The following is an 18250-nucleotide window of genomic DNA, read 5'->3' on the forward strand; positions in this document are numbered from 1 at the left end:
CCTCATCGCTAACGCGCCAGACAATCAACAGCATCCCGACACGGGGGTACTGCCAACCGTCGCGCTTCATCGCTACGATGAGGTATGGCCCTGTTCGAACTGACCCTCGTCCTGCTTTTGATTGCCGTCGCGCTGGCGGCGCTGTCGCGGCGGCTGGAGGTCCCTTATCCTTCGCTGCTGGCCCTGGCCGGGGTTGGGATTGCCTTTGTGCCCGGCGCGCCAACGATCGAGATCGATCCGGAACTGGCGCTTGCGCTGTTCATAGCGCCGGTGCTTCTCGATGCTGCCTATGACACCTCGCTGCGCGACCTGAAGCGCTACCGGCTGTCGCTGGCGATGCTGGCGCTCGGCGCGGTTGTTTTCACCACCGTGGTTGTTGCCTTCGTCGGCTGGAAGATGGCCGGCCTGCCGATCGCGGCGGCGATCGCGCTCGGCGCCATCGTCGCGCCGCCCGATGCCGTGGCCGCGAGCGCCGTGCTCGGCCAGTTCAAGGTGCCGCACCGCATCACGGCCATCCTGCAGGGCGAGAGCCTGCTCAACGATGCGACAGCGCTGCTGATCTACAGGATTGCGGTTTCGGCCGCGATCGGTTCGGTCATGCTGAAGGACGCGGTGCCGGTGATCCTGCTGTCGACGGTCGGCAGCGTTGTCGCCGGCTATCTGTTCGGCCGCTTCTCTCTGCTGACGCTCACGCGGATCGAGGATGCGGCAAGCAGTACAGTGGTGCAGTTCGCCGGTACATTCGGTGTCTGGATACTTGCCGACAGGCTCGGGCTGTCGGCCATCATCACCATCGTCGTCTATGCCATGACCATCGCGCGCACCGCGCCGCGCCTGATGTCGGCGCGGAGGCGCGTCAGCACCTATTCGGTCTGGGAGTCGGCGGTGTTCGTCCTCAACGTGCTGGCTTTCGTTCTGATGGGCCTGCAGGCACGCTCGATCGTCGGCCGGCTCTCCGGCGACGGGCAAGGCGATGCGTTTCTCTTCGCCGCGACGGTGCTGGCCGTGGTCATCGTGGCTCGCCTCGTCTGGGTCGCGAGCTACGTTGCGGTCATGCGATGGCTTGCCCGCTTCGACAGCGAAGACAAAAGGCGGGATGCACCGACGTTCCGCGGTGCCGTGCTCGTCGGCTGGTGCGGCATGCGGGGACTGGTGACGCTGGTGGTGGCGATTGCGCTGCCGGCCGGCTTCCCGGGCCGTGACCCCATCGTGCTTGCCGCCTTCGCGGTCGTTCTCGGCACGCTGGTGCTGCAAGGCATGAGTCTGAAGCCGCTGCTGCGGATACTCAATTTCGAACGGGACACGACGATCGACCGCGAGGTGGCGGAGGCGCGCGTTGCCGTCATGCAGGCCGCGCTCGACGTCCTGAACCACAAGACGTCGGCCGCGGCGGCGGTGGTGCGCGAGCAGTATGAGGCGCAGCGCCGGATCGCCGAGGACCCTGAGGACGCCCAGGCGGCGACCGAATACGATCGCCTGCGCCTCTATGCCATCAAGCGCCAGCGCGACGCGCTGGAGGAACTGCGCCGCAACGGCACGATCGGCGACGAGGCCTATCACCGGCTGGAGGAGGAGATCGACTGGTCGGAACTGGCGGCGTCGCCGGCGGGGCGGTTCCAGCCGCTGACGACGTAGGAAGACGGTCCTCTGGCCCAGCCCCGTTGCTGTTGCGGTCCATTGCCACGCTATCGGTGAAACGCTACTGCCATCACCGGAACTGAGCCGGATAACCAATGAAGCTCGTCAGCTACAACATCCAGTACGGGTTCGGCGGCGACGGCCGCTACGATCTCGCGCGCGCCGCGCGCGTCGTCGAAGGCGCCGACATCATCGCCTTACAGGAGGTGGAGCGGCACTGGCAGCGGACAAACGAGGACGACCAGCCGGAAATCCTGTCGCGGCTGCTGCCTGACTACCACTGGGTTTACGGGCCGGCCTTCGACATGGACGCCAGCGAGCGGCGCGACGGCCGCGTCGTCAACCGCCGCAGGCAGTTCGGCACCATGGTGCTGTCGAGGCTGCCGATCGTCTGGTCGCGCTTGCACTCCCTGCCGCTGCGCCGCACGGTGCGCCCGCTCAACACGCGCAACGCCGCGCTTGAATGCATGATCCGCACGCCAGCCGGTCCAGTGCGGGTGTTCTCCCTGCATCTCGCGCACATCGCCGTCGAGGAGCGGCTGGAGCAGATCGACTATCTCCTCAACGAACATCGCCGGGCGCCGTCCGACGGCGGCCCCTGGAGCGGCGCCGACGACGAACCGCAGCGCAACTGGAGCAATGGCGGGCCGGAGCCGGAGAACCCACTGGCGGCGATCTGGCTGGGCGACTTCAACATGGAGCCGGGGAGCGCCGAATACCGGCGCATCGTCGGCAGCACGCCCTACCATCGGGGTGCGGTCTATCGCGACGGCTTCATCGATGCCGCCGCCGCTGCAAGCGAGCCGGTGGCCGATTTCCACACCCATGAAAAAATCATCGACGGCGGGCTGTCAAAGCGTCGGCTCGACCATTGCTTCGTCGGCGGCATGCTCGCCACGCGCGTGCGCTCGGTCGGCGCCGACATTGGCGAGATCGCGTCCGACCATTTTCCGCTGAGGGTCGATATTGACCTCGAAACGCCCTGCCTTGCCGCAGTCTCCGGAGGCGGATGAAGCGGGCATGACGCTTTTCGTCTTCTTCGCGGTTCTTAGCGCGGCCGCCATGCACGCGATCTGGAACGCACTGGTCAAGGTGCATCTCGACCGTTTCCTGTCGATCACGCTGATGACATTGGGCATGGGATTTGCCGCGCTGTTCGTGCTGCCCTTCGTCGAGTTCCCGAAGGCCGAAGTGTGGCCATTCATTCTCGCCTCGGTCTTCTTTCACATGGGCTACCGGACCTTCCTGATCGGCGCCTACAAGGCCGGCGATTTCGCCCAGACCTATCCGCTGGCGCGCGGTACTGCACCGCTGCTCTCCGCCCTTGGCGGTATGGTGGTGGTGCGGGAGGTTCCCGCGTCGCTCGCCATTCTCGGTATCCTGCTGTTGTCGGCCGGCACGCTGGTAATGTCGTTTCGCGGCGGCGTCCATCTGGAGCGGTTCAACCTGCGCGCGGTCAGCTTCGCGCTGGGCACGTCGATCTTCATCGCCAGCTATACGCTGTCCGACGGTAGCGGCGCGCGGCTGGCGGCGAACGCGCTGAGCTATGCCGCCTGGCTGTTCGTCTGCGACGCCGCGTGGGCGCTGGTGCTGTGTCTCATCTTCCGGGGGCCACAATCGCTGCCAGTGTTGGCGCGCGACTGGAAGGCCGGGCTGTTCACCGGCGTGCTCAGCGGCGCCGCCTACTGGATCGTCATGTGGGCGATGACCAAGGCGCCGATCGCCTCGGTGGCATCGCTGCGCGAGACCTCGATCCTGTTCGCCATGCTGATCTCGGTCGTCGCGCTGGGCGAGAAGATGACGCGCTGGCGCGGCGCCGCGGCGCTCAGCATCGTCGCCGGCGTCGTCGCATTGCGTCTGGGGTAATTTCTCGGCCGGTCAGTCGAGAATTTCCAGATCGACCACCATCAGCCCGTCGGTGCCGCCTTCGAGGGCGGCGACCAGCCGGGCGCCGGCACGCTGATGCGCCTCGTGCACCAGATAGGCGTCGCGGGCGGCGGCGTCGCGGAAGTCGATGGTGAAGCCATGGCTGAAGCCGCGCGCGAACGGTTCCGGACTGACATTGGCGCTGAACTGGACCTTGTCCATCCCTTCGATCGCCCAGCGCAAGGCTTCCAGATCGGCATGGATCGCCGCGCGTTCGGAGGCGTCGACGTCGTGGCGGAATCTGACAAAGACGCAGTGCCGGATCATGGCTCTCTCCTCAAGCGGCGCGGTTGCCGGAGAAAACGGCCGGCGGCAGAGGTTCGCGGCCAAGGATCAGGTCGGCGCCCTTTTCGCCGACCATGATGGTCGGCGCATTGGTGTTGGAGGAGGGAACGCGCGGCATCACCGAGGCGTCGCAGATGCGCAAGCCCTCGATGCCGCGCAGTCTCAGATCCGGCGTCACCACGGCCATTTCGTCATGCCCCATGCGGCAGGTGCCGACCGGATGATGGTCGGTCTTGGAACTGCGGCAGGCGTAGTCGAACAGGTCGCCGTCGCTCTGCAGGGCAGGGCCCGGAAGCACCTCGCGCAGCACGTAGGGGGCAAGCGCCTTCTGGCGCATGATCTCGCGCGCCAGCCGCAGCCCTTTGATCGACATGTCGCGATCGTAGGGATCGGACCAATAGTTCGGATCGATCAGCGGATGGTCGGCCGGGTCGGCGCTCTTCAACCGCACCGTGCCGCGCGAGCGCGGGCGCAGGAAGGCGGAATTCAAGGTGAGGCCCGGATTCTTCAGCTTCTCGACACCGGCCTCGATGCCGGAGCCGAGGCCGAGATGGAACTGGATGTCGGGCGAAGCGGCGGTCGGGTCGGCGTACCAGAAGCCGCCGGTCTCGAACAGGCTGGAGGCCACCGGCCCCTTCTTCAGCAGCAGATATTGCAGGCCGGCCCACATCGTGCGGTGCAGCTTGGCATAGTTGTCATAGGTGTGGTCGCCGGTGCATTCGGCGATGACGAACAGGTCGAGATGGTCCTGCATGTTGGAGCCAACGCCGGGCAGGTCATGGATAGGCGTCACGCCGACCGACTTCAGATGATCGGCCGGTCCGATGCCCGACTGCATGAGAAGCTTGGGCGAGCCGATGGCGCCGGAGGAGACGACCACCTCGCGCTCGGCGCGCAGGATCGCAGGCTGACCGCCCGGTTTGTCGACGACCTCGACACCAACGGCGCGGCCCTTCTCGACGACGATGCGGGTGACCAGCACGTCTGTCCTGACGCTCAGGTTCCTGCGGGCGCGGATCGGCTTCAGATAGGCGACCGATGCGGACGAGCGCCGCGCATCCTTCTGGGTCAGCTGGTAGTAGCCGACGCCCTCCTGGCTGGCGCCATTGAAGTCCGGGTTGAAGGGGATGCCCATCTCCTGGCCGGCGCGGAAATAGGCCTCGCAGATCGGCAGCGGCGAGATCGGGTTGGAGACGCCGAGGGCCCCTGGTCGCCATGGAAGTCGTTGGCGTAGCGCTGGTTGTTCTCGGCGCGCTTGAAATAGGGCAGCACGTCGCGATAGGCCCATCCAGCGAGGCCCTCTTCCTTCTCCCACGCGTCGTAGTCGCGGGCATTGCCGCGCGTGTAGATCTGGGCGTTGATCGAGGAGCCGCCGCCGACCACCTTGGCCTGCGTGTACCAGAAGACGCGGTCCTTCATGTGCTTCTGCGGCACGGTCGACCAGCCCCAGGAGGCGATGCCCTTGGTCATCTTGGCGAAGCCGGCCGGCATGTGGATCAGCGGATGCCAGTCCTTGCCGCCGGCTTCCAGCAGCAGCACCGAATTCGAGGGATCCTCGCTGAGCCGGTTGGCGAGAACGCAGCCGGCGGGACCGGCCCCAACGATGATGTAATCGGTCATTGTCTCATCCGTTCAGAGCCGCGGTATGGAGAGCGCACCGTCGACATTGATGATCGAGCCGGTCGAAAAGCCGAACTTGCCGCTGGCAAGCGCGGCCACCACGGCGCCGATATCCGATGCCTCGCCCCAGCGTCTGGCTGGCACCAGACCGCCTTCGATCAGCGCCTCATATTTGGCGGCAACGCCTGATGTCATGTCGGTGCGGATGATGCCAGGCCGCACCTCGAACACGCTGATCCCTTCGGCAGCGAGTCGCAGCGCCAGGGTTTTCACCCACATCGACAGGCCGGCTTTCGAGACGCAGTAGTCGGCGCGTTCCGGCGAGGCCGCTTCGGCGCTGACGGAAGTGATTGTGACGATCGATTTCGGGTGCTCGCCGAGTGTGCCAAGCATGGCCTTGGCGACGGCCTGGCTGAGGAACACCGTACCGCGCAGATTGATGCCGAGGGCGCGATCGAAGTTCTCCGGTTTCAGGTCCAGCAGATCACCGCGCACGACGGCGCCGACGCCGGCGTTGTTGACCAGGCAATCGATGCGGCCGAAGGCGCTCTTCGCGGTTTTGATCAACGCCGCGTGGCCCGCGAGACCGGCGATATCACAGCTTGCGTAGGCGAACTTCGAACCGCGCGCGGTGATATTCTTGGCAAGGCCATCGGCAGGCTTGTCGGCCAAGTCGGCGACGAGGATGTCGAAGCCGGCATCGGCCAATGCCTCGGCGCAGGCCAGTCCGATGCCCCGCGCGCCGCCCGTGATGATGGCCGCCGGGCGGGTCATGCGGCAAGCTCCGTCTTGCGGATGTGCTCGGCCACGCGCAGCGCCTGCGCCGCGATCGACAGCGCCGGGTTGACCGCGGCCGAGGTCGGCAGGAAGCCGCCATCGACGACGAACAGGTTCTGGTGGTCGTAAGCGCGGCAGAAGGGGTCGAGCGGCGAGGTTGCTGGGTCGTTGCCCATCTTCACCGTGCCGCACTGGTGCGAGGGCGTGCGCTTGTCGAAGGGACGCGACAGCACGATCGGATAGCCGCAGGCGCGGAAATTCTCGCGCATCACCCTGGTCAGGCCTTCCAGCGACTGCATGTTGGAGCGCCGCCACTGCATGACGATGTCCTTGCCGTCGACCATGATGCGGCTCTCGGGGTCGGGCAGGTCCTCGCACATCAGATACCAGTCGACGGCATGGCCGGCCATGAAGTCGAGCGCGAATTTCGGCACCGTCTTCACATTGGCCCTCAGCATGTTGCCGTCGATCTTGCCGAGCAGTTGCACATTGCCGAGCGGTTTGCCACCCCTGCCGTCCGACAGGTAGTAGTCGTTGAGAATCAGAGTCTTCTGGTAGACGGCGTCGTTGCGGCGGCGCGGATCGATCGCCAGCATGGCGCTCGAATTGTGGTTCATGAAGTTGCGGCCGACCTGGTCGGAACTGTTGGCAAGGCCCTTGCCCTTCGCGGAGGGCGAGCGCAGCAGAATGACGGCGGAATTGACCGCTCCGGCCGAAAGAATGACCAGCTTCGGCGACAGCTTCTTTTGCGAGCCGCTCTGGGTGTAGTGGATGGTGGCGATCGACTTGCCGTCCGGCGCTGCCTCCAGATAGTCGACATGGGCGCCGGTCTCGAGACGGATGTTCTGGTCCGCAAGGGCCGCCGCCAGCGGTCCGGTCTGGGCATCGACCTTGCCCTGGCCGGTGTTGGGGAAGGCGTCCCACCCCGTCCTGCCGTCCTTCAGCCAGGCGTCGATGTCGACGCCGAGCGGCAGCGACGCCGGATGCAGGCCGAGTCCCTTCAACTCGGCACGGGCGCGCGCGATGGGCGCCTCGTCGGCGACCGGCTTGAAGGCATAGGGGATCGAATGGAACGGCTCGGTCGGGTCTTCACCCAGCGTCCCACGCACGCGAAAGAGCTGCTCGGCCTCCGAATACCACGGTTCGAACTCGTCATAGGAGAAGGGCCATGCCGGCGAGACGCCGCCGAAATGCTCCATGGCGGAAAAGTCCTCCTTGCGGTAGCGGATCAGCACCGCGCCATAGAATTTCGAATTGCCGCCAACATAGTAGTAGTTGCCTGGGTTGAAGGCGGCGCCGCCCGCTTCGCGCCACATCTCCTTCGGCCGGTAGTGGCCATTGACGAAAATGGCGCGGGTGTCGCGCGTCTCGGGCGTCGCAGGCAGAGGTTCGCCGCGCTCCAGGATCAGGATCGAGGCGCCACTGCCAGCCAGACCGGAGGCGATCGTGGCGCCGCCGATGCCGGAGCCGATGATGACGATATCCGGGTTTGCCATGGCCTAAAGATCTTCGTTTGGATGCATGTCGTTGGCCCAAAACCGGAGCCACTTTTGGGCGACATGCATCAGAGAATGCGCTTCTCGGTCGCCGGGTCGAAGAACACAGCCTTGGTCAGGTTGAAGGCGAGCGGCGTCACGGTGCCAGGCTGGATCTTGGCATCGGCGCGCAACCGTGCCACCACCGCCTTGCCGCCGAGATTGGTGACGGCGAAGGTGTCGGAGCCGGCCGGCTCGATCACCTCGATATGGCAGTCCGCTGTGGCGATGTTGGAGGCATTGCGTTCGGCGCCTTCCGGATCGGTCAGCGACTCCGGGCGGACGCCGAAGATGACTGGCTTGCCCTGGAAGGCCGAAAGGCCCGTCGGCGCGTTGCTGAGCGGCAGCAAGATCGGCTCGCGCCCGTCGCGCTGCAGCACCACGGACAACCCACTGCCATTGCCGCCGATCGTCGCCGGCACCAGGTTCATCGCCGGCGAGCCCATGAAATCGGCGACGAAGATGTTGGTCGGGTTGTTGTAGATTTCGGCCGGCGTGCCGAACTGCTGCACCTCTCCGTCGCGCATCACGGCGATCTTGGTGGCCAGCGTCATCGCCTCGATCTGGTCATGGGTGACGTAGACGATCGTCGTCCCGGTGTTGGCGTGCAGGCGCTTGATCTCGATACGCATGTCGACGCGCAGCTTGGCGTCGAGGTTGGAGAGCGGCTCGTCGAACAGGAACAGTTTCGGGTCGCGCACCAGCGCCCGGCCCATGGCGACGCGCTGGCGCTGGCCGCCGGAGAGCTGGCTTGGCTTGCGCTGCAGGAGGTGGCCGATCTGCAGCACCTTGGCCACCTTGTCGATTGCCTTCTGGCGCTCGTCGGCCGGCACGCCGCGCATCTCCATGCCGAAAGAGATGTTTCCGGCCACCGTCATGTTCGGATAGAGCGCGTAGCTCTGGAACACCATGGCGATGTCGCGCTTGGACGGATGGAGATCGTTGATAGCGCGTCCATCGACGCGGATCTCGCCCTCGGTGATGTTCTCCAGCCCGGCGATGGTGTTGAGCAGCGTGGACTTGCCGCAGCCGGACGGACCGACCAGCACGAGGAAGCCGCCCTTCTCCAACTCGACATTGATGCCCTTCAGGATCTCGACATTCCCGAAGCGCTTCTTCAGCCCATCAATTTCAAGAAAAGCCATCAGATTATCCTTTGACCGCACCGGCCATCAGCCCGCGCACAAAATAGCGGCCGGCGACGACATAGACGAGAAGGGTGGGAAGGGCGGCGATCATCGCCGCCGCCATGTTGACGTTGTACTCGACCACGCCGGTCGAGGTGTTGACGACATTGTTCAGCGCCACCGTCATCGGCATGACGTCGCCGGTGCCGGCATAGGCGGAAGCGAACAGGAAGTCGTTCCAGATGTTGGTGAACTGGTAGATCACGGTGACGACGAAGATCGGCATCGAGTTCGGCAGCATGATGCGGCGGAAGATCTGGAAGAAGGAGGCGCCGTCGACCTGCGCCGCCTTGATCAGTTCGGTCGGAAAGGCCTCGTAGTAATTGCGGAAGAACAGCGTGGTGAAGCCGAGGCCGTAGACGACATGGACGAAGACCAGGTTCACCGTCGAATTGCCGAGGCCGAAATTGAACCCGGTCGCGTTCTGCAATGTGACGCCGAAGCGGCCGATGCTGCCGAGGATCGTCGCCATCGGCAGCAGCACCGACTGGAACGGGATGAAGCAGGCGAACAGCATCATCGCGAAGACCAGCGTGTGGCCGCGGAAGCGCCATTTGGTCAGCACGTAGCCGTTGAGGGCGCCGAGCAGCGTCGAGATCAGCACTGCCGGAACCACCATCTTGATGGAGTTCCAGAAGTAGCCCTTGATGCCGGCGCAGGTGAGACCGACGCAGGCCTCGCCCCAGGCTTTCCACCACGGGTCGAACGTCGGCGCTTGCGGCAGTGCCAGCATGTTGCCGTTCTGAATCTCGTCCATGGTCTTGAACGAGGTGACAAGCATGACGAAGAGCGGCATCAGGTAGAAGATCGCGAAGAGCGCGAGCAGCCCGTAGATGACGATCCGGTTGATCGTCCTGGCGCTGATGCCGCCGGTGGCCGGGCGGGTCGGTGAGGCAACGGCGCTCATCGCGGCTTCTCCCTGAGCTCGGAATAGAGATAAGGCACAATGATCGCGGTCAGCGTCATCAGCATGATCACGGCGCTCGCCGAGCCGACGGCCATCTCGTTGCGCTTGAAGGTGAACTCGTACATGAAGTTGGACGGCAGCCAGGCCGAACCGCCCGGTCCGCCGCTGGTCAGCGCCACCACCAGGTCATAGGACTTGATGGCGAGGTGGGCGAGCACGATGAAGGCCGACAGGAACACTGGCCGCAGCAGCGGAATGACGATGCGGCGGTAGAGCTGGAAGGTGGTGGCGCCGTCGATCTGCGCCGCCTTCATGATCTCACCGTCGATGCCGCGCAAGCCGGCCAGGAACATCGCCATGATGAAGCCGGAGGCCTGCCAGACTCCAGCGATGACCACGGTGTAGATGACGAAATCCTTGTTCTTGATCCAGTCGAAATGGAAGCTCGTCCAGCCCCACTGGTGCAGCGTCTGCTCGAGGCCGAGGCCGGGATCGAGGAACCATTTCCAGGCGACGCCGGTGACGATGAAGGAGAGCGCCATCGGGTAGAGGTAGATCGGCCTGAGCATGCCTTCGCCGCGGATCTTCTGGTCGAGCAGGATGGCCAGGAACAGGCCGAGCGCCAGGCAGATGAAGATATAGAGGAAGCCGAAAATGCCCATGTTGGTGATCGAGGTGTACCAGCTCGAGGGCGGATCGCTCTCGAAGGTCCAGCGCCACAGCCGCTGATAGGCGCGAGCACCGGTGATGGCATAGGACGGGAAGGTCTTGGAGTTGGTAAAGGACAGATAGATCGTCCACAGGATGAAGCCATAGACGAAGACGATCGTCGCAGCGAAGCTCGGCGCCAGCACGATCTTCGGCAACAGATCCTGCAGTCGCGAGCGAACGGACGCTCCTGGGCGGGCGTCGTGCTCCGGTGTCAGCTTCGCGGTGGTTTCGGCTACTGTGCTCATCGGCTCATCCAGTACCGGTTCGTCGGGGGCCGGCCGGCGCAAAGCGCCAGCCCGGGCAATCCCGGACCTTGCCTCGTTAGAAACCTCCCCGCCAGGGCGGGGAGGTCGTTTCAAGCATCGCTTACTTGGCGTCGTCGATCGCCTTGACCAGCTCGGTCACGGCCTCGTCCGAGGTCTTGATCTGGCCATGGACGAACTTCGAGACGACGTCCTTGTAGGCGTTGGCGACGGCGGGCGGGGCGCCATAGCCCTGGGCCAGCGAACCGAACAGCGTGCCGCCCTCGTTGGCCGCCTTCAGGTCGGCGATACCCTTCTTGCCGCAAGCGTCGAAGTCGGTGTCAGGCACGTCGGTGCGGGCCGGAACCGAACCCTTGACGACGTTGAAGGCCGACTGGAAGCTCTTCGACAGCGTGGCGGTGGCAAGCGCTGCCTGGGCGGCCTTACGGTCGTCCGGAACGTTGAACATGCCGAACATGTCGGAGTTGTAGATCACCGAGCCGTCGGTGCCCGGGAAGCGATAGCAGAGGAAGTCGGTGCCCGGGGTCTTCTTGGCGGCGTGGAACTCGCCCTTGGCCCAGTCGCCCATGACCTGAACCAGCGCGTCACCCTTGATGACCATGGCGGTAGCGAGGTTCCAGTCGCGGCCCGAGAAGTTCGGGTCGACATAGGTGACCAGCTTGGCGAGGTTGTCGAACGACTTCTTCATCGTGTCGGACTTCAGCGATTCCTCGTCGAGGTCGTTGAAGGCTTTCTTGTAGAACTCCGGCCCGCCAGTCGACAGCACGACGGAGTCGAACATCGTAGCTTCCTGCCAGTTCTGACCGCCGAGCGCGAGCGGGATGACGCCCGCGGCCTTGGCCTTGTCGAGCAAGGCGACGAAGTCATCGAAGGTCTTCGGCTCGGCGCCGCCGATCTTGTCCATCACCGCCTTGTTGATCCACAGCCAGTTGACCGAGTGGACGTTGACCGGAGCCGCGACCCACTTGCCGTCGTAGACCGAGAATTTCTGCAGGGCTGCCGGAACCGACTTGTCCCAGCCTTCCTTCTTGGCGGTCTCGGTCAGATCGCCCATGACGCCGGCAGCGGCATAGTCGAGCACGGTATAGCCGAGCATCTGCGAGGCGGTCGGATAGTTGCCGGCCGCGACCATGGCTTTCAGCGCCGTCATGGCGGCGTCGCCGCCGCCGCCGGCCACCGGCACGTCCTTCCAGGCATAGCCTTCCTTGGACAGATCCTCCTTGAGGACGTTCAGAGCAGCCGCTTCGCCGCCCGACGTCCACCAATGCAGCATCTGCACTTCCTTGACGTCGGCGGCATGCGCCGAAAACGCAAAGGTCGACGCAAGAGCCGTTCCGATAAGCAGTTTGCGCAACATGTGGTTCCTCCCTTGTTGCAATGCACACAACCGACGGATGTCCGCCGGGGTCTTCCCAACTCAGCCGACCCACCAACCGGTGCGCTGGCCGCGATGAAACTGGATTGTCTTTTCCTCTGTATAGTCCTCGACAGCGCGCTTGCCGAGTTCACGTCCGAGACCGGACTGTTTGTAGCCCCCGAACGGCAGCTCGGGGTAACCTTCCATGAACGTGTTCACCCAAACAGTCCCCGAACGCACACTCCGCGCCACCGACATGCAGGTGTCGATGCTGGCGCTCCACACACCCGCCGACAAACCATAGGGCGTGTTGTTGGCGATGTGCAACGCCCTTTCAATCGAGTCAAAGGTTAGCGCGGAGAGCACGGGCCCGAACACTTCCTCGCGTGCGATCGCCATGTCCTCGGTCACGCCGCGAATGATGGTCGGATCGAGATATTGGCCGGCATTTGAGGCGAGCTGGCTGCCGCCCGCATAAACAGAGCCGCCGTCTCCGGCCGCCGCCGTTACATAGCCGGCTACCTTGGTCAGATGGTCGGTGGAAATCATTGCGCCGACCTTGGTGCGGTCGTCGAGCGGATCGCCAACCGTCACCCTGGCGGTCAACGCCTTGACGGTCGCGAGGAAGTCGTCGGCGATCGCCTCATGTACGATCAGCCGGCTGCCGGCGTTGCAGCATTCGCCGGCGTTAAAGAAGCCGCCGAACACCGCGGCATCCGCCGCCGCTTCCAGATCGGCGTCGGGGAAGACGATCTGGCCGTTCTTGCCACCGAGCTCCATCGACACCTTCTTCAGGGAGTTCGAGGCGGCAGCCATCGTCATCTTGCCGACGCGGGTGGAGCCCGTGAAAGACACCATCTCGACCAGCGGATGGTTGACCATCGGCGCGCCGACATCGCTGCCCAGGCCGGCCAGGATGTTGACGGCACCGGCGGGGAGGCCTGCTTCGAGCAGGATGTCGCCGAGCACGAACGTCGAGGCCGAGGTCATCTCGCTTGGCTTCACCACCGCCGTGCAGCCGGCGGCGAGCGCGAAGGGCAGTTTCTGGCTGACGATCAGGAAGGGGAAATTCCACGGCGTGATGATCGAGACGACACCGATCGGCTCGCGCAGCACGACGCCGAGCATCGCGTCGCCGAGATTGGCATAGCTCTCGCCGTGCAGCGTGCGGGCGAGCGAGGCGGCATAGCGCCAGATGTCGACGGCGCCGCCGATCTCGCCGCGCGCCTGGGCGATCGGCTTGCCGGATTCCAGCGCGTCGAGCCTGGCGATCTCTTCCAGCCGGACCTCGATCAGGTCGGCCGCCTTGAGCAGGATGGCGGCGCGCTCGGATGCCTTCATGCGCGGCCAGGGGCCGGCCTCGAAGGCCCTGTGCGCGGCGGTCACCGCGGTCTCGACTTCCGCTTCGCCGGCCTGAGCATAGTGCGAGACGGTAAAGCCGTGGCCGGGGCTTCTGCGCTCCAGCACGCGGCCGTCGCGGGCCCCGACATGCTTGCCGTCGATCAGCAGCTTGTAGGTCTTCGGCGCCGCGGACGCCTCGGCCGGCATGGAAATCTTGAGGGGTGCGTTCATCGGATTCCTCTAGGACCTCGAAAAGGCCGGCTTCTGCTTGGCCTTGAAGGCATCGACGCCGGCCTTGAGGTCGCCGGTCAGCGCGATGAAGCCGCTGGCCAGCGCTTCCGTGGCTGCAGCACTCTCCTCGCCTTCGGCGACCGCGATCATCAGCTTTGCAGCTTCGATCGCCAGCGGTCCGCGCTCGGCGATCTTTTCTCCCCATATCTTGGCGTCGGCGAGCGCTTTGCCGGTCTCGACGACGCGGTCGACAACGCCGAGCGCAAGCGCTTCGCTCGCCAGCAGGACTTCGCCTCCGATGGCCATGCGCCGCACCGTCTGCGCGCCGAAGCGGCGCACGGCGCGCTGCGTGCCAGACCAACCGGGAACGACGCCGATCGAGGTTTCGGGAAAGCCGAGCTTCACCTGTGTCTCCGCGACGCGGAAATCGCAGGCCACCGCCAGCTCCAGCCCGCCGCCCAGCGCATGGCCGGACAGCACGGCGATGGTCGGCTGCCTGAGCCGCGCCAGCCGGTCGAAGACACGGTGGCCATAGCGGACCCATTGCACCTGGAAATCGGCGGCGCTCAATTGTGCCCAGGCCTCGACGTCGCCGCCGGCGCAAAAGCCCTTGCCTTCGCCACGGACGAGCACGACACGCACGCCCTCAGCCAGCTCCGCCTCGTCAAGCGCCGCTTCGAGCGCGCGCAGCATCGGAATGTCCAGCGCGTTGAACTTTTCCGGCCGGCGCAGCGTGACGAAGCCGATGGCGCCGTCCTGTTCGAAGCTGACGAGACGTTCAGCCATGCGCGCCTCCGAGCGAAGCGCCGCCATTCAGCGATAGGCCGATCGGCCGATCCTGGTAGAGCGACGCCGGCGTCACCTTGAGGTCATTGGCAATACCGAGCGGAATATCGGCCTGCGCCAGCACATCGCGTTCCAGATCGATGCCGGGCGCCAACTCGGTCACCTTCAACCCGTCGGGCGTCAGCTTCATCACGCAGCGCTCGGTGACATAGGTGATGTCCTGCCCTTGCGCGACCGCGCGCTTGCCGGAGAAGGAGATGTGCTCGACCTCTTCGACGACCTTCTTGACCTTGCCTTCCTGGTCGATGCGGATGCCGCCGTCAGCCAGCGACAGCCTGGCGCCGGCGTTGAAGAAGCCGGAGAAGACGATCTTCTTCGCCCGCGAGGTGATGTCGACGAAACCGCCGGCACCGGCGGTGACATGCGGCCGCGCCGAAAGCTTCGAGACATTGACCGAGCCATGGCGGTCGATCTGCAGGAAGGACAAGAGCGAGGCGTCGAAGCCGCCGGCCTGGAAGTAGATGAACTGGTGCGGGGAGGGCATGATCGCCTCGGCATTGGAGGCGCAGCCGAACTTGAAGTCGAGCAGCGGCACGCCGCCTACGGCGCCCTGCTCGATCACCCAGGTGACCTTGCCGTGCTGGCCTTCCTCCAGAAGGATGCGCGGCACGTTGGCGGAGATGCCGAAGCCGATGTTGACGGCCATGCCGTCGCGCAACTCCATGGCGACGCGGCGCGCGATCACCTTCTGGACGTTCATCTCCGCGTTGCGGAAGGTCGACAGCGGCCGGAAGATCTCGCCGGAGATCGCCGGATCGTAAGGGGTCAGCGTCGTCTGCAACTGGTCGGGCGCGACGACGATGTGGTCGACGAGCACGCCAGGCACACGGACGTCGTGCGGCTTCAGCGTGCCGTTCTCGACGACGCGCTTGACCTGCGCGATGACGACACCGCCATTGTTGCGGGCGGCGAGAGCCTGCTCCAGCCCGCCGAGATAGGCGCCTTCGTGCTCATAGGTGAGGTTGCCGCGCTCGTCGGCGGTGGTGGCGCGGATGATCGAGACGTTGGGAACGATGGCGCGGAAATAGAGCCATTCCTCGCCATCGAACTGCTGCACCGATACGATCGGCTCGCTGGCCGCCGCGTTCATGGCGCAGCCTTGGTGGCGGGGGTCGGCGAAGGTGTCGAGACCGACCTTGGTCAGCACCCCCGGCCGCTTGGCGGCGGCCTCGCGGTGCATGTCGAACAGGATGCCGGACGGCACATTGTAGGCCTCGACCGAATTGTCGCCGATCATCTTCCAGATCTGCGGCGGCTCGGCGGATGACGGGCCGGAAGGGTAGGAGCCGCAAAGCGTGCGCTTCAACAGGCCGGGTTTCGCCAGATGATCGATGCCCTTGATGCCGTACATGTCGCCGGCGGCGATGGGGTGCAACGTGGTGATGGCCTTCGGGTGGCCTTCGGCGTCGAAGCGCTCGCCGATCGCGGCAAGCACTGCGTCCGGGCAGCCGAGGCCGCTCGACGACGACACCGATACGACCATACGGTCCTTGATCAGGCTTGCAGCCTGCGCCGCGGAAATGACCTTGCTCACGCCGCGCTCCCGAGTTTCGGATCGATGGTGACGGCCTTGCCCGATTTGGCCGATTGCAGCGCGGCTTCAGCCGCGGCCAGCGACCAAACACCGTCCTCGCCGGTGGCGGAAGGCCGGCCTTCGCCGCGGATCGCGGCATGGAACTGGCGCAGCGAGCGCGTGTAGAGGTCCTCGCGGTCGAAGCTTAAATCTTCCTCGCCGCTTGCCGTGCGCAGCAGCACCGAGCCGACCGGCTTCTGCGTCATCACATTGGTGGCGAACAGCGAGCCTTCCGAGCCGTGCACCTCGAAGCCGGTGCCGGCGAATTTCGTCGTGAAGCCCTCATGCGACTGGGCAATGACACCTGATTTGAAGCGCCAGATGCACATGGCGCCGTCCTCCAGCCCGCTGCCGGCCATGCCTGCGGCTTGCGTGAAGGCGGAAATCTCGACCGGATCGTCGCCGAGCACGAAGCGCAGCGTGTCGGCATCGTGCACGGTGATGTCGAGCACCACGCCGCCGCCGGCCTCGGGCTTGCTGATGCGCCAGCCCTGCAGGTTTTCCGGCAGAAAGACGGAATGGAAGACGCGCGCGGCGATTGGCTTGCCGATCCTGCCGGCGGCGATCGCCTCGCGCATGGCGCGATGCGCGCCAGCATTGCGCAGATGATGGTTGGTGCCGAGCACGACGCCGGCAGCGTTGGCGGCCGCCACCATCTTCCTCGCATCGGAGCTGGTCAGCGCCAGCGGCTTTTCGCACAGCACATGCTTGCCCGCCTCGATCGCGGCAAGCGCCTGTTCGAGATGCAGCTCGTTGGTGGTCGAGATGTAGACGGCGTCGACGCCGGCGCTGAGCAGATCGGCGAGCGTTGAGACGGCGCGCGGAATGCCGTTCTCGCCGGCATAGGTGTTGGCGCGCTCGGGGCTGGAGCTCATCACCGCAACCACCTCGCCCTCGCGTTGCGCGCGGATGGCGTTGATCATGAACTGTTTGGCGATCGTGCTGGCGCCGATCAGTCCCCATCGGACGGTCATGCCGCGTCTCCCATTCCCGAGCGATCCGGCCCGCAGCTTTCCCTGACCACCAGGTTGACCGCGCCGATGTGGTCCTCGGCGCGGGTGGTGCGCGACTGGATCATCTTCAGCATGGCATGGGCGGCGCGCTCGCCGAGACCGGCCGCATCGACCGCGACGCTGGTCAGCGCGGGCATGTAGTGTTCGGCCTCGGTCACGTCGTCGAAGCCGACAACGGCAAAATCCGCGCCGGGCTCCAGTCCGTGCTTGCGCAGCGCCAGCATGGCGCCAAAGGCGACCGCGTCGTTGAAGCAAAGTGCGGCCGTCGGCGGCTCGGCCATGGCGATAGCGGTATCCAGGCAGGCGATGCCGCCCTTGCGGCTGGTCTCGCCTTCGAAGACCAAGATGTCGCCAGCGGCAATGCCAAGCGTCGCGCAGGCCTCGCGGAAACCGCCCAGCCGCTCGTGACAGACCACGAGGTCGGAAGAACCGCCGAAGAAGGCCAGCCGGCGATGGCCCTTGCCGATCAGATGGGCGGTGGCGAGAAAGGCGCCGCGATGATTGTCGGGCGCGATCACCGGGATGCGGCTCTCTGGCAAACGGCGCATGGCAAAGACAACCGGAACGCCGGCTGTCTCGATGCGGCGGAAGGCGCCCGGCGTGGTGCCGCGCGCCGGCGACACGATCAGCCCGGCGACGCCCTGCTCCATCAGCGATTTCAGCACTTCTTCCTGGCGCACCGGGTTCTCGGCCGTATTGGCGATGAAGGGCACGATGCCGGCCGACTGGAAGACGCGCTCCATGCCGACCGCCAGTTCGGTGAAGAAGGGATTGGTGAGATCGTTGATGACCATGCCGATGACGTTGGAGTGAGCCTTGCGCAGATTGGCGGCGCCGCGGTTGTAAACATAGCCGACATCCTCGATCGCCTTGCGCACCTTGACCGCTGTCTCGGGCCGGATCAGCCCGCTGCCCTGCAGTACGAGCGATACCGTCGACTTGGACACGCCCGCTTCACGGGCGATGTCGAGTATCGTCGCCTTGGCCCGGCTGGCCATCCAGATCGCTCCTCCCCAACTGGTCAAATCTATTGGAACGTT

At 65.3% G+C, this 18250-nt stretch carries 15 protein-coding genes and 1 pseudogene; 3 read left to right on the forward strand and 13 right to left on the reverse strand.

Features of this window, described 5'->3' with window-relative positions; translation table 11 throughout:
• The first annotated feature begins 84 nt into the window (after positions 1-84).
• The 3 genes from EJ073_RS27645 to EJ073_RS27655 all read left to right on the forward strand — a co-directional run bounded on the left by EJ073_RS27645 (position 85) and on the right by EJ073_RS27655 (position 3504).
• Complete coding sequence (locus tag EJ073_RS27645; protein ID WP_126058393.1) at positions 85-1635, forward strand: sodium:proton antiporter; 1551 nt, start codon at positions 85-87, stop codon at positions 1633-1635.
• A 98-nt stretch (positions 1636-1733) separates the two neighbouring features.
• A complete protein-coding gene (locus EJ073_RS27650) occupies positions 1734-2651 on the forward strand; it encodes an endonuclease/exonuclease/phosphatase family protein (RefSeq protein WP_126058394.1) in 918 nt (305 codons plus the stop codon).
• 7 nt (positions 2652-2658) lie between these two features.
• Positions 2659-3504, forward strand: a complete 846-nt coding sequence (locus EJ073_RS27655; protein WP_126058395.1) for an EamA family transporter — start codon at positions 2659-2661, stop codon at positions 3502-3504.
• Positions 3505-3516: 12 nt separating this feature from the next.
• Here the strand turns inward: EJ073_RS27655 and EJ073_RS27660 are convergent, their stop codons facing one another.
• From EJ073_RS27660 to EJ073_RS27720, 13 genes and pseudogenes are all read right to left on the reverse strand, one after another.
• Positions 3517-3831, reverse strand: coding sequence for a Dabb family protein (locus EJ073_RS27660; RefSeq protein WP_126058396.1), 315 nt, complete (start codon positions 3829-3831; stop codon positions 3517-3519).
• Positions 3832-3841: 10 nt separating this feature from the next.
• A pseudogene (locus tag EJ073_RS27665) lies at positions 3842-5469 on the reverse strand (GMC family oxidoreductase N-terminal domain-containing protein).
• Between the two features lie 12 nt (positions 5470-5481).
• On the reverse strand, positions 5482-6243 hold the full coding sequence (locus EJ073_RS27670) for a 3-ketoacyl-ACP reductase (RefSeq protein WP_126058397.1): 762 nt from the start codon (positions 6241-6243) through the stop codon (positions 5482-5484).
• Entirely contained in the window at positions 6240-7742 is a 1503-nt protein-coding gene (locus tag EJ073_RS27675; RefSeq protein ID WP_126058398.1) for a GMC family oxidoreductase, read from the reverse strand. The genes EJ073_RS27670 and EJ073_RS27675 overlap by 4 nt, the downstream gene beginning before the upstream one ends.
• Positions 7743-7810: 68 nt before the next feature.
• Positions 7811-8926 (reverse strand): ABC transporter ATP-binding protein, encoded by a 1116-nt coding sequence (locus tag EJ073_RS27680; RefSeq protein WP_126058399.1) that lies wholly within the window; start codon positions 8924-8926, stop codon positions 7811-7813.
• A gap of 4 nt (positions 8927-8930) precedes the next feature.
• Positions 8931-9875 (reverse strand): carbohydrate ABC transporter permease, encoded by a 945-nt coding sequence (locus EJ073_RS27685; RefSeq protein WP_126058400.1) that lies wholly within the window; start codon positions 9873-9875, stop codon positions 8931-8933.
• Positions 9872-10831 (reverse strand): sugar ABC transporter permease, encoded by a 960-nt coding sequence (locus EJ073_RS27690; RefSeq protein WP_126058401.1) that lies wholly within the window; start codon positions 10829-10831, stop codon positions 9872-9874. Before EJ073_RS27690 ends, EJ073_RS27685 begins: the two co-directional genes overlap by 4 nt.
• 121 nt (positions 10832-10952) lie before the next feature.
• Positions 10953-12206, reverse strand: a complete 1254-nt coding sequence (locus EJ073_RS27695; protein ID WP_126058402.1) for an ABC transporter substrate-binding protein — start codon at positions 12204-12206, stop codon at positions 10953-10955.
• Between the two features lie 60 nt (positions 12207-12266).
• The gene (locus EJ073_RS27700) at positions 12267-13778 is read right to left on the reverse strand and encodes an aldehyde dehydrogenase family protein (RefSeq protein ID WP_126058403.1); all 1512 of its coding nucleotides are present in this window, start codon (positions 13776-13778) and stop codon (positions 12267-12269) included.
• A gap of 9 nt (positions 13779-13787) precedes the next feature.
• On the reverse strand, positions 13788-14564 hold the full coding sequence (locus EJ073_RS27705) for an enoyl-CoA hydratase/isomerase family protein (protein WP_126058404.1): 777 nt from the start codon (positions 14562-14564) through the stop codon (positions 13788-13790).
• Positions 14557-16158 (reverse strand): acyl CoA:acetate/3-ketoacid CoA transferase, encoded by a 1602-nt coding sequence (locus EJ073_RS27710; RefSeq protein ID WP_126058405.1) that lies wholly within the window; start codon positions 16156-16158, stop codon positions 14557-14559. Before EJ073_RS27710 ends, EJ073_RS27705 begins: the two co-directional genes overlap by 8 nt.
• The gene (locus tag EJ073_RS27715) at positions 16155-17171 is read right to left on the reverse strand and encodes a Gfo/Idh/MocA family oxidoreductase (RefSeq protein WP_126058406.1); all 1017 of its coding nucleotides are present in this window, start codon (positions 17169-17171) and stop codon (positions 16155-16157) included. Before EJ073_RS27715 ends, EJ073_RS27710 begins: the two co-directional genes overlap by 4 nt.
• Positions 17168-18208, reverse strand: coding sequence for a LacI family DNA-binding transcriptional regulator (locus tag EJ073_RS27720; protein WP_126058407.1), 1041 nt, complete (start codon positions 18206-18208; stop codon positions 17168-17170). The genes EJ073_RS27715 and EJ073_RS27720 overlap by 4 nt, the downstream gene beginning before the upstream one ends.
• Between the last annotated feature and the right edge of the window lie 42 nt (positions 18209-18250).

The organism is Mesorhizobium sp. M4B.F.Ca.ET.058.02.1.1, from assembly GCF_003952505.1.
In the GTDB taxonomy this organism is placed as follows: domain Bacteria; phylum Pseudomonadota; class Alphaproteobacteria; order Rhizobiales; family Rhizobiaceae; genus Mesorhizobium.